Origin of the sequence: Paraburkholderia sp. HP33-1, assembly GCF_021390595.1 — a bacterium.
In the GTDB taxonomy this organism is placed as follows: domain Bacteria; phylum Pseudomonadota; class Gammaproteobacteria; order Burkholderiales; family Burkholderiaceae; genus Paraburkholderia.
Genome location: NZ_JAJEJR010000002.1, coordinates 158,804 through 173,889, shown reverse-complemented (window position 1 = coordinate 173,889; position 15,086 = coordinate 158,804). Strand labels below are relative to the sequence as shown.

Annotated in this window: 11 protein-coding genes and 1 pseudogene; 2 read left to right on the top strand and 10 right to left on the bottom strand. The window is 62.4% G+C overall.

All coding sequences use genetic code 11. The annotated features are described in order from the left end of the window. The first annotated feature begins 55 nt into the window (after positions 1-55). Positions 56-1,000 (top strand): LysR family transcriptional regulator, encoded by a 945-nt coding sequence (locus tag L0U81_RS16825; protein ID WP_233807788.1) that lies wholly within the window; start codon positions 56-58, stop codon positions 998-1,000. Positions 1,001-1,063: 63 nt separating this feature from the next. Here L0U81_RS16825 and L0U81_RS16820 read toward each other — a convergent pair whose 3' ends face one another. Next, positions 1,064-1,681, bottom strand: a complete 618-nt coding sequence (locus L0U81_RS16820) for a dihydrofolate reductase family protein (RefSeq protein ID WP_233804664.1) — start codon at positions 1,679-1,681, stop codon at positions 1,064-1,066. 472 nt (positions 1,682-2,153) lie between these two features. On the opposite strand from L0U81_RS16820, the gene L0U81_RS16815 reads away from it, so the two are divergent. Then, positions 2,154-3,155: a DMT family transporter gene (locus tag L0U81_RS16815; RefSeq protein ID WP_233807786.1), complete on the top strand. Its 1,002-nt coding sequence runs from the start codon at positions 2,154-2,156 to the stop codon at positions 3,153-3,155. 33 nt (positions 3,156-3,188) lie between these two features. Here L0U81_RS16815 and L0U81_RS16810 read toward each other — a convergent pair whose 3' ends face one another. From L0U81_RS16810 to nirB, 9 genes and pseudogenes are all read right to left on the bottom strand, one after another. Continuing rightward, positions 3,189-4,256, bottom strand: coding sequence for a rhodanese-like domain-containing protein (locus tag L0U81_RS16810; protein WP_233804662.1), 1,068 nt, complete (start codon positions 4,254-4,256; stop codon positions 3,189-3,191). Between the two features lie 58 nt (positions 4,257-4,314). Beyond that, entirely contained in the window at positions 4,315-4,971 is a 657-nt protein-coding gene (locus tag L0U81_RS16805; protein WP_233804660.1) for a peroxiredoxin, read from the bottom strand. Between the two features lie 322 nt (positions 4,972-5,293). Continuing rightward, positions 5,294-6,193 (bottom strand): UTP--glucose-1-phosphate uridylyltransferase GalU, encoded by a 900-nt coding sequence (gene galU / locus L0U81_RS16800; protein ID WP_233804659.1) that lies wholly within the window; start codon positions 6,191-6,193, stop codon positions 5,294-5,296. Positions 6,194-6,453: 260 nt separating this feature from the next. After that, positions 6,454-7,659 (bottom strand): MFS transporter, encoded by a 1,206-nt coding sequence (locus L0U81_RS16795; protein ID WP_233804657.1) that lies wholly within the window; start codon positions 7,657-7,659, stop codon positions 6,454-6,456. Positions 7,660-7,699: 40 nt separating this feature from the next. Next, positions 7,700-7,861 (bottom strand): annotated as a pseudogene (locus L0U81_RS16790) (helix-turn-helix domain-containing protein); the annotation flags it as partial. A 64-nt stretch (positions 7,862-7,925) separates the two neighbouring features. Continuing rightward, entirely contained in the window at positions 7,926-10,733 is a 2,808-nt protein-coding gene (locus tag L0U81_RS16785; RefSeq protein ID WP_233804655.1) for a molybdopterin-dependent oxidoreductase, read from the bottom strand. Positions 10,734-10,762: 29 nt separating this feature from the next. Continuing rightward, on the bottom strand, positions 10,763-12,034 hold the full coding sequence (locus tag L0U81_RS16780) for an NAD(P)/FAD-dependent oxidoreductase (protein WP_233804653.1): 1,272 nt from the start codon (positions 12,032-12,034) through the stop codon (positions 10,763-10,765). Continuing rightward, a complete protein-coding gene (gene nirD / locus L0U81_RS16775) occupies positions 12,031-12,378 on the bottom strand; it encodes a nitrite reductase small subunit NirD (RefSeq protein WP_233804651.1) in 348 nt (115 codons plus the stop codon). Before nirD ends, L0U81_RS16780 begins: the two co-directional genes overlap by 4 nt. Before the next feature lie 33 nt (positions 12,379-12,411). After that, the gene (gene nirB / locus L0U81_RS16770) at positions 12,412-14,970 is read right to left on the bottom strand and encodes a nitrite reductase large subunit NirB (RefSeq protein WP_233804649.1); all 2,559 of its coding nucleotides are present in this window, start codon (positions 14,968-14,970) and stop codon (positions 12,412-12,414) included. Positions 14,971-15,086 lie beyond the last annotated feature (116 nt).

Below are 15,086 nucleotides of genomic sequence, written 5' to 3'. Positions count from 1 at the left end.
ATGAAATGAATCTCCATCATCACTGAAAGGAATGAACTCAAGTCATGCCGAAGTCATGGAACTGAACGATCTCGACCTCAATCTGCTGCTGCTCTTCCAGCGGTTGATGCAGGAGCGGCGTGTGGCAAGCGTCGCCGAGCAGATGAACATGAGCCAGCCGGGCGTCAGCAATGCGCTCGCGAAGCTACGCCGCCTACTGGGTGATCCGCTGTTCGTGCGCGCGCCGGGCGGCGTCGTTCCGACGCCGTTCGCGCTACGTCTTGCGGAGCCGGTCTCGCAGGCGCTCGCCACCTTGCACGCCGCGCTCAATCCGGTGACGGGCTTCGATCCGCTACGGGCGATGCGAACGATGACGATCGGTATGACCGATATCGGCGAAGTCGTGTTTCTGCCCGCGCTGATCGAACGATTGTCACGCATCGCGCCTGGTGTTGCACTGAATACGGTCCGCAATACGAGCGTCAATCTGAGCAACGAGATGGCTGACGGCCGCGTCGATCTGGCGATCGGTTTGCTACCGCAGTTAAAGGGTGGTTTCTATCAACGGCGCCTGTTTGATCAGCGATACGTGTGTCTGTTCAGACGCGGTCATCCGCTCGAAGACGCGGCGTTGACGCTTCCTGCGTGGCGTGGGGCCGAGCATCTGGTAGTGGTGTCGGCCGGCACCGGCCACGGTCAGGTGGATGAGTGGCTGAAGCGGCGCGGCGTGCGGCGTCAGGTGCGGCTGACGGTACCGCACTTCATGAGCGTGGGCTACATCCTGCAACGTACCGATCTGATCGCCACGGTGCCGGAGCGCCTCGCTCTCGAATTGGCCACGCCGTTCTCGCTCAGCATGCGCGCGTTGCCGATGACGCTGCCCGCCGCACCGATTCATTTGCTCTGGCACGAGCGGGTCCAGCACGACGAAGGCAACCGCTGGCTGCGCGAGGTGGTGATCGATCTGTTTGCGGACACGGTGACGAGTGGCCGGCGGACGAAAGACGTGCGAAAAAAATAGTCCTTGCTCGAAGACGTCGATTCGAAGCTTCGCGCGCATCGTGCGCATCGCGTGCGATTCGACTTACTCGAACGCTCCTGTGCGCACCTCGCCGTCGCGCGTGTAGCGGGTGATCAGCACGCCACCGGGTGTGCTCCGCGCGTGTGCCAGTGTGAAGGCGGACGCCAGTGCATCGTCACCGAACAGACGCTTGCCGTGCCCAAGTATGACGGGGTAAATCAGAAGCCGGAGTTCATCCACGAGACCCGCCGCGAGCAATTGACGCACCATGTCGCCACTGCCGAACGTCAATAGATCGGCACCGTCCTGACGTTTTAACGCGCGTATTGCATCGGCGAGCTCGCCCTTCAGCGCATGACTGTTGTGCCAGGCAAGCGTATCGGATCGATGCGTGGCCACGTGCTTGGCGACGTGGTTGAACCGGTCAGCGATGCCGCGGCTGCCTGAATCTGCCGGCACATGCGGCCAATAAGACGCGAATATGTCGTACGTGCAACGCCCTAGCAGCAACTCGAACGGCTGCGCGAGCAGGTCACGCACATTTTCGGAAATGGCTTCGTCGGCGTAAGGGACGATCCAGCCGCCCAGGTGAAAATTGTCACTGGTATCTTCCTTAGGCCCGCCCGGGGATTGAGTGACGCCATCCAGGCTGAGGAACATGGAAACGATGTGCTTGCGCATGATGTGCTCCAGATCGATGAACCCAATCGGTCCATCCATACGACGAACGGGTCGCGTGCGGATCGACAGTCGGTGCAGTCAGCCGACAGGGTACTGCCGCGACGCGACACCTGGCTCAGGGATGAACGACGGGAAGGTACCCGGTGCGAACGGGATTGGCGCAGAATGATTGAACCCACGGGTGCCTGCGCCGCAGGTGTGAAGGTGCGCACCACTCGCCAGCGTATGGTCGGAAGATCGCCCGACACAGTGATGCGGACATAGCAGCCGGCGTAACGTCCGGTCGCCCGTGGCATTCCCGTTCGATGGCCGATGGGTGTTATTGACTGCCGCCTGACATTACAATTGCATTTGCGTATAATTTCGCAAAGCCTTCACTTGGTATCACTGAAAAGCAGAAAAGCAATACGGCAATAAAAAAGCACTCATGTGGACTGCCCACACAGTGCACAAAGACAACATCACTCGAAATATGTCCGTGCCTTCAGCAACAATCGGATTGCGCGATTCCGCGCGATTTTTCACCCAACCGAAAGTGCTCGTCCTCGTAGCGACCGTATGCTGCCTGCTTTGGGGCAGTTCGTACCCGTCAATTAAAATCGGCTACGCTTTACTCGGAATCAAGCAAAACGATATTCCTTCAAAGCTGATCTTCGCGGGCTACCGGTTCGTGCTCGCGGGACTTTTGCTGTTGATACTCGCTGCCTTGTCGAAAAAGCCTGTTTTCGATTTGAATCGCCGCAACAGCGGTCATCTGATGCTATTGGGCTTCTCGCAAACAGCTATTCAATACGTATTCTTCTATGTCGGTCTCGCCTACACGAGCGGCGTTCGCGGTTCAATCCTGAACTCGACGACGACCTTCTTCAGCGTGCTGCTTGCCCATTTCATCTATAAGAACGACAAAGTTTCGCCCCGCAAGGCGCTTGGCTGCCTGCTGGGATTCGTCGGCGTCATGGTCGTGAATTTCGGCGACGGCCTGTTTGAATTTGCGTTCACCTTGCTCGGCGAAGGCTTTATCGTGATTGCCGCGTTCGCGCTCTCTGCCGCGTCGATTTACGGAAAGCGCATTTCGCAGAGCATGGACGTCATGGTCATGACGGGTTATCAACTTGGGTTTGGCGGCGCCGTTCTGCTTGCGGCCGGTTTCGCCGCCGGTGGTTCGCTGCACTCATTCACGCTCGGATCGATGGCCTTGCTCGCCTATCTGGCATTGCTGTCCGCAGTCGCATTTACGTTGTGGAGTCTTCTGCTGAAATATAACCAGGTTGGCAAAGTCACCGTTTTCAATTTCCTGGTGCCCGTGTTCGGCACCGTGCTCTCGGCCATATGTCTGAATGAGAACATCATGGAATTAAAGAATCTCATCGCGCTGGTGTTCGTTTGCGCGGGGATTTGGCTGGTTACGCGGTCGGCGCACGGCAGTGCCGGTTATTCGAAGGCTGGCGCCTTCCTGGGCCGTGGCCGAGGCTGAACTCGGGGGCCGTTTCCGGTAGCGTCGATTCCCTCAAACACTATCCGACGCCACCGGCAACCCCTCCGTCCTCCACCGCAGCATCCCGCCGGCAAGATTCGCGACCTTGCCGAATCCCGCCTTCGTCAGCAACACGCTCGCCTGCGCCGAGCGCACGCCGGAGCGGCACACCGCGACCACCGGCCGCTCGCGATCCAGTTCTTCGAGCCGCGCTGTCAATTGCGAAAGCGGCACCAGTTTGGCGCCCGGCAGATGACCCAAACGATCGATGAACTCCGGCGCCTCCCGCACATCGACGATCTGAAACGCCGCGCCATGCTCGAGCAGCGCCATCGGCTCGATTTCCCATACGCCGCTAAAGCGCAACGTCAATGGCGCCCAATCCGCTGTTTCCGTCGCCACTTCGGCGCCGCCTTCCGGCTGGCCGCAACGCAGGTTAGCGGGCACCGCCACCGCCATCAGCTTCGGATGCGGCAAATTCAGGTTATTCATATGCCCGGTGAAATCGCCGATGTCGACGTCGCCGCCCAGGCGTGGATTGAAGCGCCGCTCTTCGACCACGCTCGTCACCGTGATGCCGCGATAGTCGTGCGCGGGATAAAGCAGACAGTTGTCCGGCAGCGACAAAATCTGCTCGCGCACGGACGCGAACAGCTGCTGCGGACTGCCTTGCTGGAAATCAGTGCGGCCACAGCCACGAATCAGCAGGCTGTCGCCGGTGAAGGCCATGCTTTGATCGTCGAGCACGTAGGTCAGGCAGCCGTTCGTGTGACCAGGTGTTGCGCGCACGGTCAGATGACGCGTGCCGAAGTCGATCCGATCCCCATGCCGCAATGGCCGCGTCACACCTTTCGCTTCGACGACCGCGGCAAGCGCGATCTCGCTGCCGCAACGCTGACGCATGCGCCAGGCGCCGGTCACGTGGTCGGCGTGCACGTGGGTATCGAGCGTCACTAGCAGCCACAGGCCCAGCTCGCGCAGCAGCGCCTGATCACGCGGTACCTGCTCGTAGACGGGGTCGATCAGCAGCGCCTCGCCACTGTCGCCAAGCAGGTACGTATAGGTCGACGAAACCGGATCGAACAGTTGGCGAAAAATCATCTGCATCCCTTAAGAACAAAAGGCACGACGGCCCGCTAGCGGCCGTCGTGCCCTGATTTCAGCCCGGCTGCTTGGTGGTGCGCAGATACGGTTTGATGGTCTTGAAGCCGGGGAACGCCTGTTGCGCCTCTTCGTTGCTGACAGCGGACGTGATGATCACGTCTTCGCCCTGCTTCCAGTTGACCGGCGTCGCGACCTTGTATTTCGCCGTCAATTGAATCGAATCGAGCACGCGCAGGATTTCGTCGAAGTTGCGGCCGGTGGTCATCGGGTAGGTCAGCGTCAGCTTGATCTTCTTGTCGGGATCGATGATGAAAACCGAGCGCACGGTCGCGTTGGTCGCCGCGGTGCGGCCCTCGCTGGTTTCGCCCGCATCAGCTGGCAGCATGTTGTACAGCTTGGCGACCGCGAGATCAGTGTCGCCGATCATCGGGTACTTGACGGCGGCGCCCTGCGTCTCCTCGATGTCCGCGGCCCATTTTTCGTGGTCTTCGACCGGATCGACCGACAGCCCGATCAGCTTCGCATTGCGCTTGGCGAACTCCGGCTCGATTTTCGCCATGTAGCCCAGTTCGGTTGTGCAGACCGGCGTGAAGTCTTTCGGGTGAGAAAACAGGATCACCCATTGGTCGCCGATCCAGTCGTGGAAATCGATGGTGCCTTGCGTGGTCCGAGCGGTGAAGTTGGGTGCGACGTCATTGATACGAAGTGACATATTGCCTTCCTGTGAAGTCGTGGTTAAGCGGAAGACCCGAGCGAGGCCTCTCTGCAACGGTCCAACACGGGCCCGGAAAATCTCGGGGATTGAAAATCACCAGCACAGTGAGACTTTAAATATAGCGCGTTACGCGTGAACCCATGTTGACACCCGTCGAAACCGCTCCGGGCTCGTCATCGCGACACTCGGACAACGGGTTTCGGGGAAGAGCGTTGACCGGCAATCATGGACAATCGACGCGACGGCGTGTGTTCGATGGCGAACAGATTTATCGAGCCCCGATTTGATCAGACCGTTTCGTCATCCAGCGTTCGCTCCGCTAATGCGCTGTCCCGGGCGCCCCCGTCCCGCCATCCACACGCTTGCGCAACCACGCGCCGAATGCATCGTGCACTTCATCATGTTGCAGAGCGAAATCGACAGTTGCCTGCAGATAACCGAGTTTCGTCCCGCAGTCATAGCGTTTGCCGATGAATTCATAGGCGAGCACCTGTTCGCTTTCGAGCATCGAGTGAATTGCGGGCGTCAGTTGAATCTCGCCATTTGCGTCAGGCCGCACCGCGCGCAAATGTTCGAATACCGCCGGCATCAGCACGTAGCGCCCCGCGACGCCGAACGACGACGGCGCCTGTTCCGGCGCTGGCTTTTCGACAATGCTCGACACGCTGATCACATGCTGGTCCCAATGGCGTCCGCCAATCACGCCGTGCGAGCACGCACCCTCCGCTCCGAATTCCTCGACCGCAATCACCGATGAATCGTAATGGCTGAAGATGTGCACCATCTGTTCGAGAACAGGCGGACGACCTTTGAGCAGATCGTCGGCGAGAACAACCGCGAAGGGTTCTTCGCCGATCAGCTTCTGTGCGCACAAAACCGCGTGACCGAGACCGAGCGGCTCGGCCTGGCGGACATAGACGCAACTGACGTTGGGCGGCTTGATGCCGTGCACAAGCTCGGCGAGGCTCTGCAGCCCTCTCGTTCGCAGCACGTGTTCGACTTCGTAGGATTCGTCGAAGTGATCTTCGATCACGCGTTTGCCGCGGCCCGTGACAAAGATCAACTCGGCAATGCCCGCATCAATCGCTTCTTCGACCGCGTATTGAATCAACGGCTTGTCGATGACCGGCAGCATCTCCTTCGGACTCGCCTTGGTGGCCGGCAGAAAGCGCGTGTCGATTCCCGCTACCGGAAACACCGCCTTGTGAACTGCAAGCATGATGACCTCCTCGTCCGGCTGATAGACGGTGCAGCGCGGCCGTAGGGTCTGGCCGGATGCAGCCGGCAGGGTGTCCCGCTTCGGCCGGTCGATGCTGCGCGTCGGATCGGGCGGTACTGAAGCGCTTGCAACAAATGCGACTTCTGTCCGCTCGAAAACATCTGCTGAATCGTCGACATGATGGCACGGTTTGCCGGCGGGGTGCAGACGTCGGCGATCGCCGCGGGTCAGAGTGGGTGGCCACAGCCTGACGTCACGCCTCAGCGCGCATCGCTTGCAACAGGTGTGGGGTAGAACAGGAGCAGCACGACAGTCACGACACTGAAGACTGCGCCCGCGTAAAACGTAGTGGCTGCACCCCAACGTTCCCACAACTGCCCCGCGATGACGCTCGAAGCCAACGTGACGATGCCGCTCAGTAGATTGAAGAAACCAAACCCGGTGCCGCGCAGATGTGGCGGTGCGGTGTGTGCGACCATCGTGGCAAGCAGACCCTGGGTCATCCCCATGTGCAGCCCCCACAGCGCGACTCCCACGAGAACGATGCTCCAGTGTGTGCCGTGTGCGAGGACGACATCGGAGCCGATCAACACGATCAGACCGGCTACCAATAGCCGGGTGTGGCTCATGGTGTCCGCGAGTTTGCCGAACGGATAAGCGGACGCCGCGTAAACGACATTCATCGTGACCATGACAAGCGGCACCAGCGCAATCGCTACGCCACTTCCCATGGCACGCAGAACCAGAAACGCCTCGCTGAACCGCGCCAGCGAGAAAACGGCGCCGATTCCGACCACCCACCAATACTTCAAATCGAGGTCTCTGAGGCTCGCCCAGCGGACAGGATTGTTCCCCTTGGCGGGACGCTCATGGACGGGCTCCTTGACACCAAACGTCAGCAGGCCAACGGCGAGTAGCCCTGGAATGACCGCAATCCAGAAGGCGAGCCGGAAGTTGTCTGCGCCCATCTGCATGATGAGAACCGCCACCAACGGTCCGAGAACTGCCCCAACCGTGTCGAGCGCCTGGCGTAGCCCGAAGGCCGCACCGCGCAGGTGCTGCGGCGTAACATCCGCGACCAGCGCGTCTCGCGGCGCACCCCGGATACCCTTGCCTACACGGTCGATGATGCGCGCCATCACCACGATTCCGAGTGTCGGCGCAATGGCAAAAAGCGGCTTGCTCACTGCGCCCAGAGAGTACCCGGCCACGGCCAGCCATTTACGGTTGCCCAGATAGTCACTGAGCGTGCCCGAAAATACTTTGACGATGGGTGCAGTGGCCTCCGCGATCCCCTCAATGAGGCCGATCGCGCCAGCGGTCGCGCCAAGGGTTGTCAGCAGAAACATCGGCAGCAGGCTGTGGATGATTTCGGATGAGATGTCCATGAACAGACTGACACAACCGAGAACCCACACGTTGCGCGGAATCTGCCCGACAACACTGACTTGCGGTTCGTTCTGCATTCGATATGACCGTCACGCGTTGTCAGCTGTATCCGTTCCGTGCTTGCGAGACATTGCCATTATGACGCCGCAGCATGTCTTCGATCAGCATCCGCTCGAAGTAAGCGAGCTGCTCGGCAAGGGTTCCGCCTTTGCTCGCGTTGCCGCGTGGCGCCAACAGGCTGTCGCCGGTCAGGCCGAGCACGAAGCGGTCCGCGACGTTCCCGCAAAGGCGGCAGCTCGATCCATGCTTGTCAGCTCGACAAAGCCGCCGCCTTGCATCCCGCTCAAGCGGCGCTCAGCCGCGCCAGTTCAGTATCGACCAGCAGCTTCTTCAGTTCCGGCACGCAGGACCCGCAGTTGCCGCCGGCTTTCAGGCACGCGGTAATCTCTGCGGCGGTCTTCAGTCCCTGCTCACGGATCGCCGCGCAGATCGTGTTGCGCCCGACCCCGAAGCACGAACAAACCGTAGGCCCAGTATCGGCGCCTTTGCCGATTGGCTGTCCCAGCAACACGCCGATACGGTCCGCTTCGTCGAGCTTGTCCTTCGCAAACAGACTCGCGAGCCATTCACGCGCCGGTAATTCAGGACGTGCCGAAAGAAAGACGCAGTTCTCGATGCGGTCGTCGACCAGATGAACCGCGCGATAGACGCCTGCCGAGCGGTCCTCGTATTCGAGCCAGTCGTCGTGAGAATCGTCGACGCGAAATAGCGCGCGCGCCCAGGCGCCGCGATCGCCGTGGTCGGCGAGCGGGTTGCGCCCCGCGAGTTCGTAGCGCACGAACTGCGCACCGTGGATGCGCGTCCAGTACGTGAAGCTATCCAGCACCGGAGCTTGCCGGCTCAGTGAGAAGCCGTGCCAGGCGACGTGGAACTTGTCGACCCGAACCGGCGTGTGCTTGAACTCTGGCTCGCCCGAAACCGGATCGACAGATGGATTCACCACGGCGCCCACGCGTGCGTCGGAGGCCACCTGATCGTTCCAGTGGATCGGGACGAACACGCTGCCGCGCGGCATGCCGCCGCCATATTGCACACGCGCGACCATCGCCCCCCAGCGGCTCGATACCCGCGCGAGATCGCCTTCACGCACGCCGCACGCCAGCGCATCCTGCGGATGCATGTCGACAAAGGCCTCCGTGACATGGCCGGCAAGCTTCTCCGACTTGCCCGTTCGCGTCATTGTGTGCCACTGGTCGCGCACGCGGCCGGTGTTCAGCGTCAGCGGATAGTCGTCATCCGGTGCGTTGGCCGGAGCGCGTGGCGGCGTGGCGACGAAGCGCGCCTTACCGTCCGCGTGGCTGAAGCGGCGATCGCCAAAAAGACGCCCGGTGCCTGACGCTGCCGTGTCATGCTTCGCGAGAACCGGCCACTGGACGGGCTGCATCGCAGCGTAACCTTCGGCACCGAGGCCGACGAGGCCGGCCAGGTTGAACGCGCGGCGCACGCCGCCGTCGACGGGTGGGGCGCTCGTTGCGTCGGCGCTCCGGCTATCTTCATTGCGCCATGCGCTGAGCCGCGCGTGCTCATCGAAAATCTCCTGCTGGCTGGCGAACTCGAAGCCCGCATAGCCCATTCGTTGCGCAACGTCGCAGATGATCCGCCAGTCAGCGCGTGCTTCGCCGGGCGCCGGCAGGAACGCGCGCTGCCGCGAAATCCTGCGCTCGGAATTGGTGACGGTGCCGTCCTTTTCTCCCCAGCCGAGCGCCGGCAGCAGGACGTGGGCAAACGCATTGGTATCCGTGTGCTCCACGATGTCGGAGCAGACGACGAGTTCGCAGCGCGTGAGCGCGCGCTTCGCCTGATCGCCGTCGGGCAGGCTCACCACCGGGTTCGTGCCCATGATCCAGACCGCCTTGATGCGGCCTTGCTCGATTGCCTCGAACAACTCGACGGCCTTGAGCCCCGGCCGCGACGCAATGACAGGCGCGCCCCAGAATTGCTGCACCAGTTCGCGATGCTCCGGCTGGTCGAGTTCGAGATGCGCAGCTAGCGTGTTCGCGAGACCGCCGACCTCGCGCCCACCCATCGCATTCGGCTGGCCGGTGAACGAGAACGGCCCCATCCCCGGTTTGCCGATCCGGCCGGTCAGCAGATGGCAATTGATGATGCTGTTGACCTTGTCCGTGCCGGAGGTCGACTGGTTCACGCCCTGCGAGTACACCGTCACCACGCGCTCGGTGCGCGCGAACAGGCGATAGAACTCGAGGAGATCGTGCGGATCGACCTTGCAGGCCCTGGCGCATTGCGCGAGATCGAACCCGCCTGGCGCGCCGGCTGAAGCGGCGCCTAGCGCCTCCGGAAAGCCAGTCGTATGCGCACCGACGAACTGCTCGTCCGTCGCGCCATGTTCCGCGAGAAAGCTGAGCAAGCCGTTGAACAGCCGGACGTCGGTGCCCGCGCTCAGCGGCAGATGCAAGTCGGCCATTTCGCAAGTCGCGGTGTAGCGCGGATCGATCACGACCACCTTCATATCGGGCCGCGCTTCCTTGATCTTGACGATGCGCTGGAACAGGATCGGATGGCACCACGCCGTATTCGAACCGACCAGCACGACCAGATCCGCCAGTTCGAGATCCTCGTAGCACACCGGCACGAGATCTTCGCCAAAGGCCCGCTTATGTCCTGCGACGGACGACGACATGCACAGACGCGAATTGGTGTCGATATTCGCGCTGCCGACATAGCCCTTCATCAGTTTGTTGGCGACGTAGTAGTCCTCGGTCAGCAACTGTCCCGATACGTAAAGCGCGACGGCATCCGGTCCGTGCTGATCGATGATCCGGCGAAAGCCACCGGCAACAGTGTCGAGCGCATCACTCCATGACACATCTCGCAATGCACCGCTCGCGGGTTCGCGCAGCTTCGGATAGAGAAGCCGTCCGTCGAGTCCGATCGTTTCGCCGAGCGCCGAGCCTTTCACGCACAAGCGGCCGAAGTTCGCCGGGTGCAGTTCGTCACCGGCGATTTCATGCCGGCCATCCGGGCGCGCGCTCGCGCGCACGCCGCAACCGACGCCGCAGTATGGACAGGTGGTCCTGACAGCGTCACGGCTGCCGTCAGGCGCGCTGGAAATAGCGATGGGGAAACTCACGTTGGATTCCGCTTCAAGCGGCCTCTCGTTCAGGCGGGCTGCATCTCGCAGAGGGCTTTGCCGAACAGCAGCTGGCTGCGCAGCGAAGAGATGTCGATGCGGTTCTGGATCAGTTCGAAATACCACGCGCCCTCCTTGACGTCGCCATAGAGGACCGCGCCGACCACCCGGTTATCCTCGATCACGAGGCGCTTGTAGACGCCGCGCCGCGGATCGCGCAGCACCAGGTCTTCACTGTCCGGGCCGCCGATGAAGTCGCCGGCGGAATACAGGTCGACGCCGGTGACTTTCAGCTTGGTCGCGGTCGCGCGCTGCACATAACGGCGATGGCCCGCGCCGGCGAGATGCGCGCCGCACACGCGCGCCTGGTCCCAGATCGGCGCGACGAGGCCGAAGGTTGCCGTGCGGTGCTGCACGCACTCGCCGACGGCGTAGACACGCGGATCGTAGGTCTGCAGCGTATCGTCGACGACGATTGCACGTTCGCAGTGCAGGCCGGCCTGTTTCGCGAGTTCGATATTCGGGCGCACGCCGGCCGTCATCACAACCAGGTCCGCGGGAATCTCCGAGCCATCATCGAAACGCACCGCGGTGACGCGATCCGGTCCGACGATTTCAGCGGTAGTGGCCTTCAGCAGGAAACGCAGGCCCTTCTTCTCCAGCGCCTGCTGCAGCAGGACCGACGCGCTCCTGTCGAGCTGGCGCTCCATCAGGCTGTCCATCACATGCACGACCGTCACCGACATGCCCTGGCGCATCAACCCGTTCGCCGCCTCCAGTCCGAGCAGGCCACCGCCGATCACCACTGCGTAACGGTGGCTGCGTGCGGCGGCGAGCATCGTTTCGACATCCTGGATGTCACGAAACGCGATCACACCCGGCAGTTGGTGACCCGGCACCGGAACCAGGAAAGGCTTCGAGCCGGTCGCAATAAGGAGCCGGTCGTAGCCCACCTCGATGCCGCCTTGCGAGCGCACGATGCGGCGCCGGCGATCGATCGACACCACCGGGTCGCCGGCATACAGCCGGATGCCGTTCTCCCGATACCAGTCACGCGCGTTGAGGATGATGTCGTCGACACTCTTCTCGCCCGCAAGCACCGGCGAGAGCAGGATGCGGTTGTAGTTGCCGTATGGTTCGGCGCCGAATACGGTGATGTCATACAGGTCCGGCGCGAGCTTGAGCAGTTCCTCGACAGTGCGCATGCCGGCCATGCCGTTGCCGACCACCACGAGGCGCGGGCGGCCAGGCGCGGCCAACGAGGCGCCTGCCGAGATCAGCGCATCGACTTCGTGCCTCATGCCGCGACCCACACCTTGCCACTCTCGACGCGCACCCGGTACGCGCTGACGGAATGCTCGGGCACCTCCAGGCATTCGCCGGTGCGCAGATCGAAATGATGCTTGTAGATCGGCGAGGCCACCACGATGCGCTCGCCGAGGCTGCCGATCAGTCCGCGCGACAGAACTGCCGCGTGCGAACCAGGATCGAAGTTGTCGATCGCGAACACGCCGCCATCACCGTGCGCGACATGAAAAACCGCAACCTGCTCGCCATTCACCAGCGCGCAGACACCGGTATTCGGAACGATGTCGTCGAGCGCGCACACGGGCATCCAGGATTGTGAAGTCTGATCGTTGCTCATGCTGGGTTCCTCACATCAGGTTGTGGTGAAGGGTCAGGCGGTTTCGACGACTACGGGGATCGGGATCTGCCTCGCTTGCCGCTCTTGCGGCGTCGCGGGGCGAATCTGGCCACGCTCCTCGACGAAGCTCACGTTCTCGTCGAGCTTGTCGCTGTTGACGAAATGACGGAAGCGCTTGCGCGTCTCGGGATCGGTCACCGCCCTCTTCCACTCGCACTCGTAGGTGTCGATCACGTGCTGCATTTCCGCTTCCAGCTCCACAGCAAGTCCCAGCTTGTCGTGCACGACGACGTCGATCAGGTAGTCGAGGCCGCCTTCGAGGTTGTCGCGCCACACGCTGGTGCGTTGCAGACGGTCGGCGGTACGCACGTAGAACATCAGGAAGCGGTCGATGTAGCGCACCAGCGTCTCGCGGTCCAAATCCGACGCGAGCAGTTCGGCGTGACGCGGCTTCATGCCGCCGTTGCCGCACACGTAGAGGTTCCAGCCCTTCTCGGTGGCGATGATGCCGACGTCCTTGCCCTGCGCTTCCGCGCATTCGCGGGTGCAGCCCGACACGCCGAACTTGAGCTTGTGCGGCGAGCGCAAGCCCTTGTAGCGGTTTTCCATCGCAACGGCGAGCCCCACCGAATCGCCGACGCCGTAGCGGCACCACGTCGAGCCGACGCACGACTTCACCGTGCGCAGCGACTTGCCGTACGCGTGACCCGATTCGAAACCGGCGGCGATCAGCTCTTCCCAGATCAGCGGCAGTTGATCGACGCGCGCGCCGAACAGATCGACCCGCTGGCCCCCGGTGATCTTCGTATAGAGGCCGTATTTCTTCGCGACCTGGCCGACGGCGATCAGACCTTCGGGCGTGACTTCGCCGCCCGGCATGCGCGGCACCACCGAATACGTGCCGTCACGCTGGATGTTCGCGAGGTAGTAGTCGTTCGAGTCCTGCAGGCTCGCGTGTTCCTTCTTCAGCACGAACTCGTTCCAGCACGAAGCCAGGATGCCGGCCACCGCCGGCTTGCAGATGTCGCAGCCGAGACCATGGCCATGCTTCGCCAGCAACTCGCCAAAGGTCTTCACGCGCTCGACGCGCACGATGTGATACAGCTCCTGCCGCGAGTACGGGAAGTGCTCGCACAGGTGGTTGTTGACCGCGAGACCCTGCTTCTTCATCTCGGCCTTCATCACCTGCGTGACGAGCGGCACGCAGCCGCCGCACGACGTGCCGGCGGTGGTCGCGCACTTGAGCGCGCCGATGTCGGTCGCGCCCGCGCACACGGCGGCGCAGATTTCGCCTTTGGAAACGTTGTTGCACGAGCAGATCTGCGCGGCCTCGGGCAGCGCGTCGACGCCGAGTCCGGGCCTGGCGTTGCCGTCGCTTTGCGGCAGGATCAGGAATTCCGGTGCTTCGGGCAGCTCGATGCTGTTGAGCATCATCTGCAGCAGCGTGCCGTATTCGGTCGCGTCGCCCACCATCACGGCACCGAGAAGCTGCTTGCCGCACTCGGACACCACCAGCTTCTTGTAGACCTGTTTGCGTTCGTCGCTGAACTGGTACGAGCGGCTGCCCGGCGTCCTGCCGTGCGCATCGCCGATGCTGGCGACGTCCACGCCCATCAGCTTGAGCTTGGTGCTCATGTCCGCGCCGGCGAAGCCCGCGTCGTCGCCGAGCAGATGCTTCGCCGCCACGCGCGCCATGTCATAACCTGGCGCGACGAGCCCGTACACCATGCCGTTCCACGCAGCACATTCGCCGATCGCGTAGATGTCGGGATCGCTGGTGCGGCAGCTCGCATCGATCGCGATGCCCCCGCGCGGACCCAGTTCGAGGCCGCATGCGCGCGCGATCTCGTCGCGCGGACGGATGCCGGCGGAGAACACGATCATGTCGGTGTCGAGATGCGTGCCGTCGGCGAACTGCATGCGGTGCGTGCCCGACTCGCCGTCGACGATCGCGAGCGTATGCTTGCCGGTGTGGACCTGCACGCCCAGTTCCTCGATCTTGCCGCGCAGCATCTGTCCGCCGCCTTCATCGACCTGCACTGCCATCAGACGCGGCGCAAACTCGACGACATGCGCAGCCAGTCCCATGTCGTGCAGCGCCTTCGCGCACTCGAGGCCGAGCAGGCCGCCGCCCACCACGACCCCCGACTTCGCCCGCGCGCCGCATGCCTGCATCGCTTCGAGATCTTCGATGGTGCGATAGACAAAGCAGTCCTGACGATCGCTGCCTGCCATCGGCGGAACGAACGGCGAGGAACCGGTGGCGAGGACGAGTTTGTCGTAAGACAGCGTCTCGCCGGTCGAGAGGCTCACCGTGTGGGCTTCCCGGTCGATCGAGACCGCCTTCGTGTCGAGCCTGAGCAGCACGTTCTCACGCTCGAAGAAGCCCGGCTTGACGAGCGACAGGTCATCCGCGGACTTGCCGGAAAAGAACTCGGACAGGTGCACGCGGTCGTAAGCGGGACGCGGTTCTTCGCACAGCACCGTGATGTGCAGCGCGGCGCGCGAGTCGTCGACCAGACATTCGAGAAGCTTGTGACCCACCATCCCGTGGCCAATCACGACAACGTTCGTGACGGGAGTTTCATCCATTTCCAACGCGGTTCGCGGCATGATTTGTCCGGCAAATAAAAAGGCGTCCCGCGGATGCAATCGCAAGTGCGACTGAATTCGGGGGACGCCGTTGTCCAAAAACCAGTGATCTAAAG

Excerpts from the sequence above, each read along its gene's own strand:
- L0U81_RS16805 (WP_233804660.1), bottom strand. The coding sequence starts at position 4,971 with ATGTCACTTCGTATCAATGACGTCGCACCCAACTTCACCGCTCGGACC.
- L0U81_RS16815 (WP_233807786.1), top strand. The coding sequence starts at position 2,154 with ATGTCCGTGCCTTCAGCAACAATCGGATTGCGCGATTCCGCGCGATTT.
- nirB (WP_233804649.1), bottom strand. The coding sequence starts at position 14,970 with ATGGATGAAACTCCCGTCACGAACGTTGTCGTGATTGGCCACGGGATG.
- L0U81_RS16825 (WP_233807788.1), top strand. The coding sequence starts at position 56 with ATGGAACTGAACGATCTCGACCTCAATCTGCTGCTGCTCTTCCAGCGG.
- galU (WP_233804659.1), bottom strand. The coding sequence starts at position 6,193 with ATGCTTGCAGTTCACAAGGCGGTGTTTCCGGTAGCGGGAATCGACACG.
- L0U81_RS16795 (WP_233804657.1), bottom strand. The coding sequence starts at position 7,659 with ATGCAGAACGAACCGCAAGTCAGTGTTGTCGGGCAGATTCCGCGCAAC.
- nirD (WP_233804651.1), bottom strand. The coding sequence starts at position 12,378 with ATGAGCAACGATCAGACTTCACAATCCTGGATGCCCGTGTGCGCGCTC.
- L0U81_RS16780 (WP_233804653.1), bottom strand. The coding sequence starts at position 12,034 with ATGAGGCACGAAGTCGATGCGCTGATCTCGGCAGGCGCCTCGTTGGCC.
- L0U81_RS16810 (WP_233804662.1), bottom strand. The coding sequence starts at position 4,256 with ATGATTTTTCGCCAACTGTTCGATCCGGTTTCGTCGACCTATACGTAC.
- L0U81_RS16820 (WP_233804664.1), bottom strand. The coding sequence starts at position 1,681 with ATGCGCAAGCACATCGTTTCCATGTTCCTCAGCCTGGATGGCGTCACT.